Source organism: Escherichia sp. KTE172 (genome assembly GCF_000408845.1).
Taxonomy (GTDB): domain Bacteria; phylum Pseudomonadota; class Gammaproteobacteria; order Enterobacterales; family Enterobacteriaceae; genus Escherichia; species Escherichia coli.
The window spans coordinates 3511247-3526132 of sequence record NZ_KE137316.1; the positions used below are offsets into that span (position 1 = coordinate 3511247).

The 14886-nt window shown below is 52.2% G+C and carries 15 protein-coding genes; all 15 read left to right on the forward strand.

The window, feature by feature from the left end; translation table 11 throughout:
• Positions 1-8: 8 nt before the first annotated feature.
• The 15 genes from mutL to G434_RS07380 all read left to right on the forward strand — a co-directional run bounded on the left by mutL (position 9) and on the right by G434_RS07380 (position 14886).
• The gene (gene mutL / locus G434_RS07450; RefSeq protein ID WP_001122459.1) at positions 9-1856 is read left to right on the forward strand and encodes a DNA mismatch repair endonuclease MutL; all 1848 of its coding nucleotides are present in this window, start codon (positions 9-11) and stop codon (positions 1854-1856) included.
• Positions 1849-2799, forward strand: coding sequence for a tRNA (adenosine(37)-N6)-dimethylallyltransferase MiaA (miaA, locus tag G434_RS07445; protein WP_001280339.1), 951 nt, complete (start codon positions 1849-1851; stop codon positions 2797-2799). The genes mutL and miaA overlap by 8 nt, the downstream gene beginning before the upstream one ends.
• A gap of 85 nt (positions 2800-2884) precedes the next feature.
• Positions 2885-3193, forward strand: a complete 309-nt coding sequence (hfq, locus tag G434_RS07440; RefSeq protein ID WP_001051886.1) for an RNA chaperone Hfq — start codon at positions 2885-2887, stop codon at positions 3191-3193.
• Positions 3194-3269: 76 nt separating this feature from the next.
• Entirely contained in the window at positions 3270-4550 is a 1281-nt protein-coding gene (gene hflX / locus G434_RS07435; protein WP_000460360.1) for a ribosome rescue GTPase HflX, read from the forward strand.
• Between the two features lie 85 nt (positions 4551-4635).
• Positions 4636-5895 (forward strand): FtsH protease activity modulator HflK, encoded by a 1260-nt coding sequence (gene hflK, locus G434_RS07430; protein WP_000312488.1) that lies wholly within the window; start codon positions 4636-4638, stop codon positions 5893-5895.
• Positions 5896-5897: 2 nt separating this feature from the next.
• Positions 5898-6902 carry a protease modulator HflC gene (gene hflC, locus G434_RS07425; protein ID WP_001232412.1) on the forward strand — a complete coding sequence of 335 codons (1005 nt, stop codon included), beginning with the start codon at positions 5898-5900 and terminating at the stop codon, positions 6900-6902.
• Positions 6903-6983: 81 nt separating this feature from the next.
• Positions 6984-7181: a DUF2065 domain-containing protein gene (locus tag G434_RS07420; RefSeq protein WP_001089295.1), complete on the forward strand. Its 198-nt coding sequence runs from the start codon at positions 6984-6986 to the stop codon at positions 7179-7181.
• 103 nt (positions 7182-7284) lie between these two features.
• Positions 7285-8583: an adenylosuccinate synthase gene (gene purA / locus G434_RS07415; protein WP_000527955.1), complete on the forward strand. Its 1299-nt coding sequence runs from the start codon at positions 7285-7287 to the stop codon at positions 8581-8583.
• A gap of 204 nt (positions 8584-8787) precedes the next feature.
• Entirely contained in the window at positions 8788-9213 is a 426-nt protein-coding gene (gene nsrR / locus G434_RS07410; protein ID WP_001177639.1) for a nitric oxide-sensing transcriptional repressor NsrR, read from the forward strand.
• Between the two features lie 38 nt (positions 9214-9251).
• Complete coding sequence (gene rnr, locus G434_RS07405; protein WP_000076319.1) at positions 9252-11693, forward strand: ribonuclease R; 2442 nt, start codon at positions 9252-9254, stop codon at positions 11691-11693.
• A 90-nt stretch (positions 11694-11783) separates the two neighbouring features.
• Entirely contained in the window at positions 11784-12515 is a 732-nt protein-coding gene (gene rlmB, locus G434_RS07400) for a 23S rRNA (guanosine(2251)-2'-O)-methyltransferase RlmB (protein WP_001293282.1), read from the forward strand.
• A gap of 126 nt (positions 12516-12641) precedes the next feature.
• The gene (locus G434_RS07395) at positions 12642-13043 is read left to right on the forward strand and encodes a YjfI family protein (RefSeq protein WP_000220120.1); all 402 of its coding nucleotides are present in this window, start codon (positions 12642-12644) and stop codon (positions 13041-13043) included.
• 18 nt (positions 13044-13061) lie between these two features.
• Positions 13062-13760: a PspA/IM30 family protein gene (locus tag G434_RS07390; RefSeq protein WP_000511955.1), complete on the forward strand. Its 699-nt coding sequence runs from the start codon at positions 13062-13064 to the stop codon at positions 13758-13760.
• Positions 13761-13810: 50 nt separating this feature from the next.
• A complete protein-coding gene (locus G434_RS07385; RefSeq protein WP_000012564.1) occupies positions 13811-14470 on the forward strand; it encodes a YjfK family protein in 660 nt (219 codons plus the stop codon).
• A gap of 17 nt (positions 14471-14487) precedes the next feature.
• On the forward strand, positions 14488-14886 hold the full coding sequence (locus tag G434_RS07380; protein WP_000547760.1) for a DUF350 domain-containing protein: 399 nt from the start codon (positions 14488-14490) through the stop codon (positions 14884-14886).

Genomic DNA, 14886 nt, shown 5'->3' on the forward strand with positions numbered 1-14886 from the left:
GACGATTGATGCCAATTCAGGTCTTACCGCCACAACTGGCGAACCAGATTGCCGCAGGTGAGGTGGTCGAGCGACCTGCGTCGGTAGTCAAAGAACTGGTGGAAAACAGCCTCGATGCAGGTGCGACGCGTATCGATATTGATATCGAACGCGGTGGGGCGAAACTTATCCGCATTCGTGATAACGGCTGCGGTATCAAAAAAGATGAGCTGGCGCTGGCGCTGGCTCGTCATGCCACCAGTAAAATCGCCTCTCTGGACGATCTCGAAGCCATTATCAGCCTTGGCTTTCGCGGTGAGGCGCTGGCGAGTATCAGTTCGGTTTCGCGCCTGACGCTCACTTCACGCATCGCAGAACAGCAGGAAGCCTGGCAGGCCTATGCCGAAGGGCGCGATATGGACGTAACGGTTAAACCGGCGGCGCATCCGGTGGGAACGACGCTGGAGGTGCTGGATCTGTTCTACAACACCCCGGCGCGGCGCAAATTCCTGCGCACCGAGAAAACCGAATTTAACCATATCGATGAAATTATTCGCCGCATTGCGCTGGCGCGTTTCGACGTCACGATCAACCTGTCGCATAACGGTAAAATTGTGCGTCAGTACCGCGCAGTGCCGGAAGGCGGGCAAAAAGAACGGCGCTTAGGCGCGATTTGCGGCACCGCTTTTCTCGAACAAGCGCTGGCGATTGAATGGCAACACGGCGATCTTACGCTGCGCGGCTGGGTGGCAGATCCGAATCACACCACGCCCGCACTGGCGGAAATTCAGTATTGCTATGTGAATGGTCGCATGATGCGCGATCGCCTGATCAATCACGCGATCCGCCAGGCCTGTGAAGACAAACTGGGGGCCGATCAGCAACCGGCATTTGTGTTGTATCTGGAGATCGACCCACATCAGGTGGACGTCAACGTGCACCCTGCCAAACACGAAGTGCGTTTCCATCAGTCGCGTCTGGTGCATGACTTTATCTATCAGGGTGTGCTGAGCGTGCTACAACAGCAACTGGAAACGCCGCTACCGCTGGACGATGACCCCCAACCTGCACCGCGTGCCATTCCGGAAAACCGCGTGGCGGCGGGGCGCAATCACTTTGCTGAACCGGCAGTTCGTGAACCAGTAGCTCCGCGTTACACTCCTGCGCCCGCCTCAGGCAGTCGTCCGGCTGCCCCCTGGCCGAATGCGCAGCCAGGCTACCAGAAACAGCAAGGTGAAGTGTATCGCCAGCTTTTGCAAACGCCCGCGCCGATGCAAAAACCAAAAGCGCCAGAACCGCAGGAACCTGCACTTGCGGCGAACAGTCAGAGTTTTGGTCGGGTACTGACTATCGTCCATTCCGACTGTGCGTTGCTGGAGCGCGGCGGCAACATTTCACTTTTAGCCTTGCCAGTGGCAGAACGTTGGCTGCGTCAGGCGCAACTGACGCCGGGTGAAGCGCCAGTTTGCGCCCAGCCGCTGCTGATTCCGTTGCGGCTAAAAGTTTCTGGCGAAGAAAAATCGGCATTAGAAAAAGCGCAGTCTGCCCTGGCGGAATTGGGTATTGATTTCCAGTCAGATGCACAGCATGTGACCATCAGGGCCGTGCCTTTACCCTTACGCCAACAAAATTTACAAATCTTGATTCCTGAACTGATAGGCTACCTGGCGAAGCAGTCCGTATTCGAACCTGGCAATATTGCGCAGTGGATTGCACGAAATCTGATGAGCGAACATGCGCAGTGGTCAATGGCGCAGGCCATAACTCTGCTGGCGGACGTGGAACGGTTATGTCCGCAACTTGTGAAAACGCCGCCGGGTGGTCTGTTACAATCTGTTGATTTACATCCGGCGATAAAAGCCCTGAAAGATGAGTGATATCAGTAAGGCGAGCCTGCCTAAGGCGATTTTTTTGATGGGGCCGACGGCCTCCGGTAAAACGGCGTTAGCCATTGAGCTGCGTAAAATTTTACCAGTAGAGTTGATAAGCGTTGATTCTGCCCTTATTTACAAAGGGATGGATATCGGGACGGCGAAGCCGAACGCTGAAGAGTTACTCGCCGCGCCGCACCGATTGCTGGATATTCGCGATCCGTCGCAGGCTTACTCGGCTGCTGATTTTCGCCGCGATGCGCTGGCGGAAATGGCCGATATCACCGCGGCGGGGCGGATCCCACTGTTAGTGGGCGGTACGATGTTGTATTTCAAGGCATTGCTGGAAGGGTTGTCGCCGCTACCGTCGGCAGACCCGGAAGTGCGGGCCAGAATTGAGCAACAGGCGGCAGAGCAAGGTTGGGAGTCATTGCATCGTCAACTTCAGGAGATCGATCCGGTTGCGGCAGCAAGGATTCATCCAAATGATCCACAAAGGCTTTCCCGGGCACTGGAAGTTTTTTTCATTTCGGGTAAAACTTTAACGGAACTGACGCAAACGTCAGGAGACGCTCTACCGTATCAGGTGCATCAGTTCGCCATCGCCCCGGCGAGCCGTGAACTGCTCCATCAACGAATTGAGCAGCGTTTTCATCAGATGTTGGCTTCAGGTTTTGAAGCAGAAGTCCGGGCGCTTTTTGCCCGAGGAGATTTGCATACGGACTTGCCTTCCATTCGTTGCGTGGGTTATCGCCAGATGTGGTCTTACCTTGAAGGCGAAATATCATACGATGAAATGGTTTATCGAGGTGTTTGCGCCACGAGACAGTTGGCGAAGCGGCAGATAACCTGGCTGCGTGGTTGGGAAGGGGTTCACTGGCTTGATAGTGAAAAACCAGAACAGGCGCGTGACGAAGTATTACAGGTTGTTGGTGCTATCGCAGGCTGAATGTGTACAATTGAGACGTATCGTGCGCAATTTTTTCAGAATCGAAAGGTTCAAAGTACAAATAAGCATATAAGGAAAAGAGAGAATGGCTAAGGGGCAATCTTTACAAGATCCGTTCCTGAACGCACTGCGTCGGGAACGTGTTCCAGTTTCTATTTATTTGGTGAATGGTATTAAGCTGCAAGGGCAAATCGAGTCTTTTGATCAGTTCGTGATCCTGTTGAAAAACACGGTCAGCCAGATGGTTTACAAGCACGCGATTTCTACTGTTGTCCCGTCTCGCCCGGTTTCTCATCACAGTAACAACGCCGGTGGCAGTACCAGCAGTAACTACCATCATGGTAGCAGCGCGCAGAATACTTCCGCGCAACAGGACAGCGAAGAAAACGAATAAGGTTTCGGGCTGTTTTTTTTACACGGGGAGCCAGCGATCCTGCGTTCCCCGCTGATCTATTTAGAGGGTTATACGCTTGTTTGACCGTTATGATGCTGGTGAGCAGGCGGTACTGGTACACATCTATTTTACGCAAGACAAAGATATGGAAGACCTCCAGGAGTTTGAATCTCTGGTCTCTTCCGCCGGTGTCGAAGCATTGCAGGTGATTACCGGTAGCCGTAAAGCGCCGCACCCAAAGTATTTTGTAGGTGAAGGTAAAGCAGTTGAAATTGCGGAAGCTGTCAAAGCGACGGGTGCTTCGGTCGTTCTTTTTGACCATGCCCTGAGCCCGGCGCAAGAGCGTAACCTGGAGCGTTTGTGCGAGTGTCGTGTCATCGACCGCACCGGCCTTATTTTAGATATTTTCGCCCAACGTGCCCGTACCCATGAGGGTAAGTTGCAGGTTGAGCTGGCGCAGCTGCGCCATCTGGCTACGCGCCTGGTGCGTGGCTGGACCCACCTTGAAAGACAGAAAGGCGGGATAGGTTTGCGTGGTCCGGGTGAAACCCAGCTCGAAACCGACCGTCGTTTGTTGCGTAATCGCATCGTGCAGATACAGTCGCGCCTGGAAAGAGTTGAAAAGCAGCGTGAGCAGGGGCGGCAATCGCGTATCAAAGCCGACGTTCCTACTGTTTCGCTGGTGGGATATACCAACGCCGGTAAATCTACCCTTTTCAATCGCATCACCGAAGCGCGGGTCTACGCGGCAGACCAGTTGTTTGCCACCCTCGACCCGACGTTGCGGCGTATTGACGTCGCGGATGTCGGTGAAACCGTGTTGGCAGATACCGTAGGGTTTATTCGCCACCTGCCGCACGATCTGGTGGCGGCATTTAAAGCCACGTTACAAGAGACGCGGCAAGCCACATTGCTGCTGCACGTCATTGATGCGGCGGATGTACGTGTACAAGAAAACATCGAAGCGGTGAATACGGTTCTTGAAGAGATCGACGCTCACGAGATCCCAACCCTGCTGGTGATGAACAAGATCGATATGCTGGAAGATTTCGAACCGCGTATTGATCGGGATGAAGAGAACAAACCGATCCGTGTCTGGCTTTCCGCACAGACCGGAGCGGGGATACCACAGCTTTTTCAGGCTTTGACGGAGCGGCTTTCCGGCGAGGTGGCGCAGCATACATTGCGTCTGCCACCGCAGGAAGGGCGTCTGAGAAGTCGTTTTTATCAGCTTCAGGCAATAGAAAAAGAGTGGATGGAGGAGGACGGCAGCGTAAGTCTGCAAGTTCGTATGCCGATCGTTGACTGGCGTCGCCTCTGTAAACAAGAACCGGCGTTGATCGATTACCTGATCTAACGGCGTAGCGTCTGAAGCGTGGAGTCATATCCTCTGGCGTCGAAAGACAACAGGGATCACCGCATAACAAATATGGAGCACAAACATGGCGTGGAATCAGCCCGGTAATAACGGACAAGACCGCGACCCGTGGGGAAGCAGCAAACCTGGCGGCAACTCTGAGGGAAATGGAAACAAAGGCGGTCGCGATCAAGGGCCACCTGATTTAGATGATATCTTCCGCAAGCTGAGCAAAAAGCTTGGTGGTCTGGGCGGCGGTAAAGGCACCGGATCTGGCGGTGGCAGTTCATCGCAAGGCCCGCGCCCGCAGCTTGGCGGTCGTGTCGTTACCATCGCAGCGGCAGCGATTGTCATTATCTGGGCGGCCAGTGGTTTCTATACCATTAAAGAAGCCGAACGTGGCGTGGTAACACGCTTTGGTAAATTCAGCCATCTGGTTGAGCCGGGTCTGAACTGGAAACCGACGTTTATCGACGAAGTCAAACCGGTGAACGTGGAAGCCGTGCGTGAACTGGCCGCTTCTGGTGTGATGCTGACGTCGGACGAGAACGTAGTGCGCGTTGAGATGAACGTGCAGTACCGCGTCACCAATCCGGAAAAATATCTGTATAGCGTGACCAGCCCGGATGACAGTCTGCGTCAGGCTACCGACAGCGCCCTGCGTGGGGTTATCGGTAAATACACCATGGACCGCATTCTGACGGAAGGTCGTACCGTGATTCGTAGCGATACTCAGCGCGAACTGGAAGAGACGATTCGTCCGTATGACATGGGTATCACTCTGCTGGACGTCAACTTCCAGGCAGCTCGTCCGCCAGAAGAAGTAAAAGCGGCGTTTGACGATGCGATTGCCGCGCGTGAAAACGAACAGCAATACATTCGTGAAGCAGAAGCGTATACCAACGAAGTTCAGCCGCGTGCGAACGGTCAGGCGCAACGTATCCTCGAAGAGGCACGTGCGTACAAGGCCCAGACCATCCTGGAAGCTCAGGGTGAAGTGGCGCGCTTTGCTAAACTTCTGCCGGAATATAAAGCTGCGCCGGAAATTACTCGCGAGCGTCTGTATATCGAGACGATGGAAAAAGTGTTGGGTAACACCCGCAAAGTGCTGGTTAACGATAAAGGTGGCAACCTGATGGTTCTGCCGTTAGACCAGATGCTGAAAGGTGGTAACGCCCCTGCGGCGAAGAGCGATAACGGTGCCAGCAATCTGCTGCGTCTGCCGCCAGCCTCTTCCTCCACAACCAGTGGAGCAAGCAACACGTCGTCCACCAGTCAGGGCGATATTATGGACCAACGCCGCGCCAACGCGCAGCGTAACGACTACCAGCGTCAGGGGGAATAACGATGCGTAAGTCAGTTATCGCGATTATCATCATCGTGCTGGTAGTGCTTTACATGTCTGTCTTTGTCGTCAAAGAAGGTGAGCGCGGTATTACGCTGCGTTTTGGTAAGGTACTGCGTGACGATGACAACAAACCTCTGGTTTATGAGCCGGGTCTGCATTTCAAGATACCGTTCATTGAAACGGTGAAAATGCTCGACGCACGTATTCAGACCATGGACAACCAGGCCGACCGCTTTGTGACCAAAGAGAAGAAAGACCTGATCGTCGACTCTTACATCAAATGGCGCATCAGCGATTTCAGCCGTTACTACCTGGCAACGGGTGGTGGCGACATTTCGCAAGCGGAAGTGCTGTTGAAACGTAAGTTCTCTGACCGTCTGCGTTCTGAAATTGGTCGCCTGGACGTGAAAGATATCGTCACTGATTCCCGTGGTCGTCTGACCCTCGAAGTACGTGACGCGCTGAACTCCGGTTCTGCGGGTACAGAAGATGAAGTTACTACCCCGGCGGCAGATAACGCCATTGCCGAAGCGGCAGAGCGCGTAACGGCTGAGACGAAGGGCAAAGTTCCGGTCATCAACCCGAACAGTATGGCGGCGCTGGGTATTGAAGTTGTCGATGTGCGTATCAAGCAGATCAACCTGCCGACCGAAGTGTCTGAAGCGATCTACAACCGTATGCGCGCCGAGCGTGAAGCGGTAGCGCGTCGTCACCGTTCACAAGGTCAGGAAGAAGCTGAAAAACTGCGCGCGACTGCCGACTATGAAGTGACCAGAACGCTGGCAGAAGCTGAGCGTCAGGGCCGCATCATGCGTGGTGAAGGCGATGCCGAAGCAGCCAAACTGTTTGCTGATGCATTCAGTAAAGATCCGGACTTCTACGCATTCATCCGTAGCCTGCGTGCTTATGAGAACAGCTTCTCTGGCAATCAGGACGTGATGGTCATGAGCCCGGACAGCGATTTCTTCCGCTACATGAAGACGCCGACTTCCGCAACGCGTTAATATAACGACTGCGGTACAGGTCAATAAAGCCACCGCATCCTCAGGGATGTCGGTGGTTTTCTTTTTCTATAAGGATAATGAATGAATTCGACAATCTGGCTGGCGCTTGCCCTGGTTTTGGTACTGGAAGGTTTAGGGCCGATGCTTTACCCGAAGGCATGGAAGAAGATGATCTCTGCGATGACCAATTTGCCCGATAATATTTTACGTCGTTTTGGCGGTGGACTTGTGGTTGCGGGCGTTGTGGTCTACTACATGTTGAGGAAAACGATTGGCTGAACAAAAAACAGACTGATCGAGGTCATTTTTGAGTGCAAAAAGTGCTGTAACTCTGAAAAAGCGATGGTAGAATCCATTTTTAAGCAAACGGTGATTTTGAAAAATGGGTAACAACGTCGTCGTACTGGGCACCCAATGGGGTGACGAAGGTAAAGGTAAGATCGTCGATCTTCTGACTGAACGGGCTAAATATGTTGTACGCTACCAGGGCGGTCACAACGCAGGCCATACTCTCGTAATCAACGGTGAAAAAACCGTTCTCCATCTTATTCCATCAGGTATTCTCCGCGAGAATGTAACCAGCATCATCGGTAACGGTGTTGTGCTGTCTCCAGCCGCGCTGATGAAAGAGATGAAAGAACTGGAAGACCGTGGCATCCCCGTTCGTGAGCGTCTGCTGCTGTCTGAAGCATGTCCGCTGATCCTTGATTATCACGTTGCGCTGGATAACGCGCGTGAGAAAGCGCGTGGCGCGAAAGCGATCGGCACCACCGGTCGTGGTATCGGGCCTGCTTATGAAGATAAAGTGGCACGTCGCGGTCTGCGTGTTGGCGACCTTTTCGACAAAGAAACCTTCGCTGAAAAACTGAAAGAAGTGATGGAATATCACAACTTCCAGTTGGTTAACTACTACAAAGCTGAAGCGGTTGATTACCAGAAAGTTCTGGATGATACGATGGCTGTTGCCGACATCCTGACTTCTATGGTGGTTGACGTTTCTGACCTGCTCGACCAGGCGCGTCAGCGTGGCGATTTCGTCATGTTCGAAGGTGCTCAGGGTACGCTGCTGGATATCGACCACGGTACTTATCCGTACGTAACATCTTCCAACACCACTGCTGGTGGCGTGGCGACCGGTTCCGGCCTGGGCCCGCGTTATGTTGATTACGTTCTGGGTATCCTCAAAGCTTACTCCACTCGTGTGGGTGCAGGTCCGTTCCCGACTGAACTGTTTGATGAAACTGGCGAGTTCCTCTGCAAGCAGGGTAACGAATTCGGCGCAACTACGGGTCGTCGTCGTCGTACCGGCTGGCTGGACACCGTTGCCGTTCGTCGTGCGGTACAGCTGAACTCCCTGTCTGGCTTCTGCCTGACCAAGCTGGACGTTCTGGATGGCCTGAAAGAGGTGAAACTCTGCGTGGCTTACCGTATGCCGGATGGTCGTGAAGTGACTACCACTCCGCTGGCAGCTGACGACTGGAAAGGTGTAGAGCCGATTTACGAAACCATGCCGGGCTGGTCTGAATCCACCTTCGGCGTGAAAGATCGTAGCGGCCTGCCGCAGGCGGCGCTGAACTACATCAAGCGTATTGAAGAGCTGACCGGTGTGCCGATCGATATCATCTCTACCGGTCCGGATCGTACTGAAACCATGATTCTGCGCGACCCGTTCGACGCGTAATTCTGGTACGCCTGGCAGATATTTTGCCTGCCGGGCTAACAGTGTGATACATTGCTGTGTCGGGTAAGCCATTACGCTATCCGACACAGTGTTAAATCCTCGCTTTTTTCCTTCCCCGAACTGAAATAAATTAGCGACACAGCTTGTGGCTGGTTTATCATCAATATAAATGTATTTTTTCCCGATTTCCCTTTTGAGGTTGATGTGCAGTTAACGAGTTTCACTGATTACGGATTACGTGCGCTGATCTACATGGCGTCATTGCCAGAAGGGCGGATGACCAGTATTTCTGAAGTGACTGACGTCTACGGCGTCTCCCGTAATCATATGGTCAAAATAATCAATCAACTTAGTCGTGCCGGCTACGTGACTGCTGTTCGTGGAAAAAATGGCGGCATTCGTCTGGGTAAACCGGCGAGTGCGATACGTATTGGTGATGTGGTGCGCGAGCTGGAGCCCTTATCGCTGGTGAATTGCAGCAGTGAGTTTTGCCACATTACACCTGCCTGTCGGTTGAAACAGGCGCTTTCTAAGGCCGTGCAAAGTTTTCTTACGGAACTGGATAACTACACGCTTGCCGATTTGGTTGAAGAGAATCAACCGCTTTATAAATTATTGCTGGTGGAGTGACGAAAATCTTCATCAGAGATGGCAACGGAGGAACCGAGATGTCACAAGATCCATTCCAGGAACGCGAAGCTGAAAAATACGCGAATCCCATCCCTAGTCGGGAATTTATCCTCGAACATTTAACCAAACGTGAAAAACCGGCCAGCCGTGATGAGCTGGCGGTAGAACTGCACATTGAAGGCGAAGAGCAGCTTGAAGGCCTGCGTCGCCGCCTGCGCGCGATGGAGCGCGATGGTCAACTGGTCTTCACTCGTCGTCAGTGCTATGCGCTGCCGGAACGCCTCGACCTGGTGAAAGGTACCGTTATTGGCCACCGTGATGGCTACGGCTTTCTGCGGGTTGAAGGGCGTAAAGATGATTTGTATCTCTCCAGCGAGCAGATGAAAACCTGCATTCATGGCGATCAGGTGCTGGCGCAGCCGCTGGGCGCTGACCGTAAAGGTCGTCGTGAAGCGCGTATCGTCCGCGTACTGGTACCAAAAACCAGCCAGATTGTTGGTCGCTACTTTACCGAAGCGGGCGTCGGCTTTGTGGTTCCTGACGACAGTCGTTTGAGCTTCGATATCTTAATCCCGCCCGATCAGATCATGGGCGCGCGGATGGGCTTTGTGGTGGTGGTTGAACTGACCCAACGCCCGACTCGCCGTACCAAAGCGGTGGGTAAAATCGTCGAAGTACTTGGCGACAATATGGGCACCGGCATGGCGGTTGATATTGCTCTGCGTACCCATGAAATTCCGTACATCTGGCCGCAGGCTGTTGAGCAACAGGTTGCCGGGCTGAAAGAAGAAGTGCCGGAAGAAGCAAAAGCGGGCCGTGTTGATCTGCGCGATTTACCGCTGGTCACCATTGATGGCGAAGACGCCCGTGACTTTGACGATGCGGTTTACTGCGAGAAAAAACGCGGCGGCGGCTGGCGTTTATGGGTCGCGATTGCCGACGTCAGCTACTATGTGCGCCCTCCAACGCCGCTGGACAGAGAAGCGCGTAACCGTGGTACGTCGGTGTACTTCCCTTCGCAGGTTATCCCGATGCTGCCGGAAGTGCTCTCTAACGGTCTGTGTTCGCTTAACCCGCAGGTAGACCGCCTGTGTATGGTGTGCGAGATGACGGTTTCGTCGAAAGGCCGCCTGACTGGCTACAAATTCTATGAAGCGGTAATGAGCTCTCACGCACGTCTGACCTACACCAAAGTCTGGCATATTCTGCAGGGCGATCAGGATCTGCGCGAGCAGTACGCCCCGCTGGTTAAGCATCTCGAAGAGTTGCATAACCTCTATAAAGTGCTGGATAAAGCCCGTGAAGAACGCGGTGGGATCTCATTTGAGAGCGAAGAAGCGAAGTTCATTTTCAACGCCGAACGCCGTATTGAGCGTATCGAACAGACTCAGCGTAACGACGCACACAAGTTAATTGAAGAGTGCATGATTCTGGCGAATATCTCGGCGGCGCGTTTCGTTGAGAAAGCCAAAGAACCAGCACTATTCCGTATTCACGATAAGCCGAGCACCGAAGCGATTACCTCTTTCCGTTCAGTGCTGGCGGAGCTGGGGCTGGAATTGCCGGGCGGTAACAAGCCGGAACCGCGTGACTACGCGGAGCTGCTGGAGTCGGTTGCCGATCGTCCTGACGCAGAAATGCTGCAAACCATGCTGCTGCGCTCGATGAAACAGGCGATTTACGATCCAGAAAACCGTGGTCACTTCGGTCTGGCATTGCAGTCCTATGCGCACTTCACTTCGCCGATTCGTCGTTATCCTGACCTGACGCTGCACCGCGCCATTAAATATCTGCTGGCGAAAGAGCAGGGGCATCAGGGCAACACTACTGAAACCGGCGGTTACCATTATTCGATGGAAGAGATGCTGCAACTGGGTCAGCACTGTTCGATGGCGGAACGTCGTGCCGACGAAGCAACACGCGATGTAGCTGACTGGCTGAAGTGTGACTTCATGCTCGACCAGGTAGGTAACGTCTTTAAAGGCGTAATTTCCAGCGTCACTGGCTTTGGCTTCTTCGTCCGTCTGGACGACTTGTTCATTGATGGTCTGGTCCATGTCTCTTCGCTGGACAATGACTACTATCGCTTTGACCAGGTAGGGCAACGCCTGATGGGTGAATCCAGCGGCCAGACTTATCGCCTGGGCGATCGCGTGGAAGTTCGCGTCGAAGCGGTTAATATGGACGAGCGTAAAATCGACTTTAGCCTGATCTCCAGCGAACGCGCACCGCGCAACGTCGGTAAAACGGCGCGCGAGAAAGCGAAAAAAGGCGATGCAGGTAAAAAAGGCGGCAAGCGTCGTCAGGTCGGTAAAAAGGTAAACTTTGAGCCAGACAGCGCCTTCAGCGGTGAGAAAAAAACGAAGCCGAAAGCGGCGAAGAAAGACGCGAGAAAAGCGAAAAAGCCATCGGCGAAAACGCAGAAAATAGCTGCAGCGACCAAAGCGAAGCGTGCGGCGAAGAAAAAAGTGGCAGAGTGATCATTACCCTCTTCAAACAGAAGAGGGTGAATTATCCGTAGGCCGGGCAAGCGTGGCGCTCCCGGCAAAACGTAAACAACGAGTACATTAATGAGCGAAATGATTTACGGCATCCACGCAGTGCAGGCCCTGCTGGAGCGCGCCCCTGAACGTTTTCAGGAAGTCTTTATTTTAAAAGGCCGTGAAGATAAACGTCTGTTACCGCTGATTCACGCCCTTGAGTCCCAGGGCGTGGTTATCCAGTTGGCGAACCGTCAGTATCTCGACGAGAAAAGCGACGGTGCCGTGCATCAGGGCATTATCGCCCGTGTGAAGCCAGGACGGCAGTATCAGGAAAACGATCTGCCGGATCTGATCGCTTCGCTCGATCAACCGTTCCTGCTGATCCTCGACGGTGTAACCGATCCGCACAACCTCGGCGCGTGCCTGCGTAGCGCGGACGCCGCTGGTGTTCATGCGGTGATTGTGCCGAAAGATCGCTCCGCACAGCTCAACGCCACGGCGAAAAAAGTAGCCTGCGGCGCGGCAGAAAGTGTTCCGCTGATTCGGGTGACTAACCTTGCGCGCACCATGCGTATGTTGCAGGAAGAGAATATCTGGATCGTCGGTACGGCAGGTGAGGCGGATCATACACTTTATCAGAGCAAAATGACCGGACGGCTGGCACTGGTGATGGGCGCGGAAGGTGAAGGTATGCGTCGCCTGACTCGTGAACATTGCGACGAGTTGATCAGCATCCCAATGGCAGGAAGCGTTTCTTCCCTGAACGTTTCTGTGGCGACAGGGATTTGCTTATTTGAAGCGGTGCGACAGCGCAGCTAGTTCCTCTGAATTATGAAAAGCCATCCAGATTTGGATGGTTTTTTTTTGTCTATAGCTGGTAAGATAATTACGTACTGCAAATATTCATTTTATTAATATTTAAACTTAATTTATATGGAATAATATATGACATGGAATCCGTTGGCGCTGGCGACGGCGCTGCAAACTGTACCTGAACAAAATATTGATGTAACAAATGGCGAGAACGCATTAATTATTAAAATGAATGATTATGGCGATTTGCAAATCAATATTCTATTTACTTCCTGCCAAATGATTATCGAAACCTTTATTTGTCCGGTAAGTAGTATCAGCAATCCAGATGAATTTAATACCTTCTTATTAAGAAATCAGAAGATGATGCCGTTGTCATCGGTAGGGATCTCCAGCGTGCAACATGAAGAGTATTACATTGTTTTCGGTGCGTTATCGCTTAAATCTTCTCTTAAAGATATCCTGCTTGAGATAACCTCGCTGGTAGATAACGCATTGGATCTGGCTGAAATTACAGAAGAATATTCACACTAATTACAAGGACGGGTATTTATGGGAATTTTAAAAAGTTTATTTACGCTGGGGAAATCGTTTATCTCTCAGGCGGAAGAATCCATTGAAGAAACCCAGGGCGTGCGCATGCTGGAACAGCATATTCGTGACGCTAAAGCTGAACTCGATAAAGCCGGAAAATCTCGCGTTGATCTGCTGGCGCGGGTGAAATTAAGTCACGATAAGCTGAAAGATTTACGTGAGCGCAAAGCCAGTCTGGAAGCCCGTGCGCTGGAAGCGTTAAGCAAGAACGTTAATCCGTCGTTGATTAACGAAGTTGCTGAAGAAATCGCGCGCCTTGAGAATCTCATTACCGCTGAAGAGCAAGTGTTGTCGAATCTGGAAGTCTCTCGTGATGGCGTGGAAAAAGCAGTTACAGCGACAGCGCAGCGTATCGCTCAGTTTGAGCAGCAAATGGAAGTCGTTAAAGCTACTGAAGCCATGCAGCGTGCACAACAGGCTGTAACGACCTCTACCGTTGGCGCATCTTCCAGCGTTTCGACAGCGGCAGAATCCTTAAAACGCCTGCAAACGCGTCAGGCCGAACGTCAGGCTCGCCTGGATGCTGCTGCACAGTTGGAAAAAGTCGCAGACGGTCGCGATCTTGATGAAAAGCTGGCGGAAGCCGGAATAGGCGGTAGCAATAAAAGTAGCGCCCAGGATGTATTAGCAAGACTGCAACGCCAACAGGGCGAGTAATTTTTTTGCCAGCCTCACTGCAAGGCTGGCAACTATTTTAAGGATAAAATATGTCTGGTTTTTTCCAGCGTCTGTTTGGCAAGGATAATAAGCCTGCTATCGCTCGCGGTCCTCTGGGACTTCATCTCAATAGTGGCTTTACGCTCGACACGTTAGCGTTTCGTTTGCTGGAAGATGAATTGCTGATTGCGCTGCCGGGTGAGGAATTTACGGTAGCTGCCGTCAGCCGCATCGATCTGGGCGGCGGTAGCCAGATTTTCCGCTACTACACTTCGGGCGATGAATTTCTGCAAATCAATACCACCGGCGGTGAAGATATTGATGACATTGATGATATTAAGCTCTTTGTCTATGAAGAGAGCTACGGTATCAGTAAAGAGAGCCACTGGCGCGAGGCGATCAACGCCAAAGCGATGGGGGCTATAACCTTAAACTGGCAGGAAAAACGCTGGCAGCGATTTTTTAACAGTGAAGAGCCGGGAAATATCGAACCCGTCTACATGCTGGAAAAAGTAGAAAATCAAAACCATGCCAAATGGGAGGTCCATAATTTTACCATAGGCTACCAACGGCAAGTAACCGAAGATACTTACGAATATTTGCTGCTAAATGGTGAGGAATCTTTTAACGATCTCGGCGAGCCAGAGTGGTTATTTTCGCGCGCGTTGGGTGTCGATATCCCGCTGACATCACTTCATATTATTGGTTAATTACAAGGACGTTTACAATGCATATACTGGATTCACTTCTTGCCTTTAGTGCCTATTTTTTTATTGGCGTGGCTATGGTGATTATTTTTCTGTTTATCTACTCCAAAATTACACCGCACAACGAATGGCAGTTAATCAAAAACAATAATACCGCGGCGTCACTGGCGTTCAGCGGTACATTGTTGGGTTACGTGATCCCGTTATCCAGTGCGGCAATCAATGCGGTGAGTATTCCAGACTATTTCGCCTGGGGCGGGATCGCACTGGTGATTCAGTTACTCGTTTTTGCTGGCGTCAGACTTTATATGCCCGCATTAAGCGAAAAAATTATTAATCACAATACCGCAGCAGGAATGTTTATGGGAACCGCCGCACTGGCTGGCGGTATTTTTAACGCAGCTTGTATGACATGGTAA

Bases quoted from the DNA above. Each gene is read 5' to 3' on its own strand.
- mutL (WP_001122459.1), top strand. From the start codon at position 9: ATGCCAATTCAGGTCTTACCGCCACAACTGGCGAACCAGATTGCCGCA.
- miaA (WP_001280339.1), top strand. From the start codon at position 1,849: ATGAGTGATATCAGTAAGGCGAGCCTGCCTAAGGCGATTTTTTTGATG.
- hfq (WP_001051886.1), top strand. From the start codon at position 2,885: ATGGCTAAGGGGCAATCTTTACAAGATCCGTTCCTGAACGCACTGCGT.
- hflK (WP_000312488.1), top strand. From the start codon at position 4,636: ATGGCGTGGAATCAGCCCGGTAATAACGGACAAGACCGCGACCCGTGG.
- hflC (WP_001232412.1), top strand. From the start codon at position 5,898: ATGCGTAAGTCAGTTATCGCGATTATCATCATCGTGCTGGTAGTGCTT.
- G434_RS07420 (WP_001089295.1), top strand. From the start codon at position 6,984: ATGAATTCGACAATCTGGCTGGCGCTTGCCCTGGTTTTGGTACTGGAA.
- purA (WP_000527955.1), top strand. From the start codon at position 7,285: ATGGGTAACAACGTCGTCGTACTGGGCACCCAATGGGGTGACGAAGGT.
- rnr (WP_000076319.1), top strand. From the start codon at position 9,252: ATGTCACAAGATCCATTCCAGGAACGCGAAGCTGAAAAATACGCGAAT.
- rlmB (WP_001293282.1), top strand. From the start codon at position 11,784: ATGAGCGAAATGATTTACGGCATCCACGCAGTGCAGGCCCTGCTGGAG.
- G434_RS07395 (WP_000220120.1), top strand. From the start codon at position 12,642: ATGACATGGAATCCGTTGGCGCTGGCGACGGCGCTGCAAACTGTACCT.
- G434_RS07390 (WP_000511955.1), top strand. From the start codon at position 13,062: ATGGGAATTTTAAAAAGTTTATTTACGCTGGGGAAATCGTTTATCTCT.
- G434_RS07385 (WP_000012564.1), top strand. From the start codon at position 13,811: ATGTCTGGTTTTTTCCAGCGTCTGTTTGGCAAGGATAATAAGCCTGCT.
- G434_RS07380 (WP_000547760.1), top strand. From the start codon at position 14,488: ATGCATATACTGGATTCACTTCTTGCCTTTAGTGCCTATTTTTTTATT.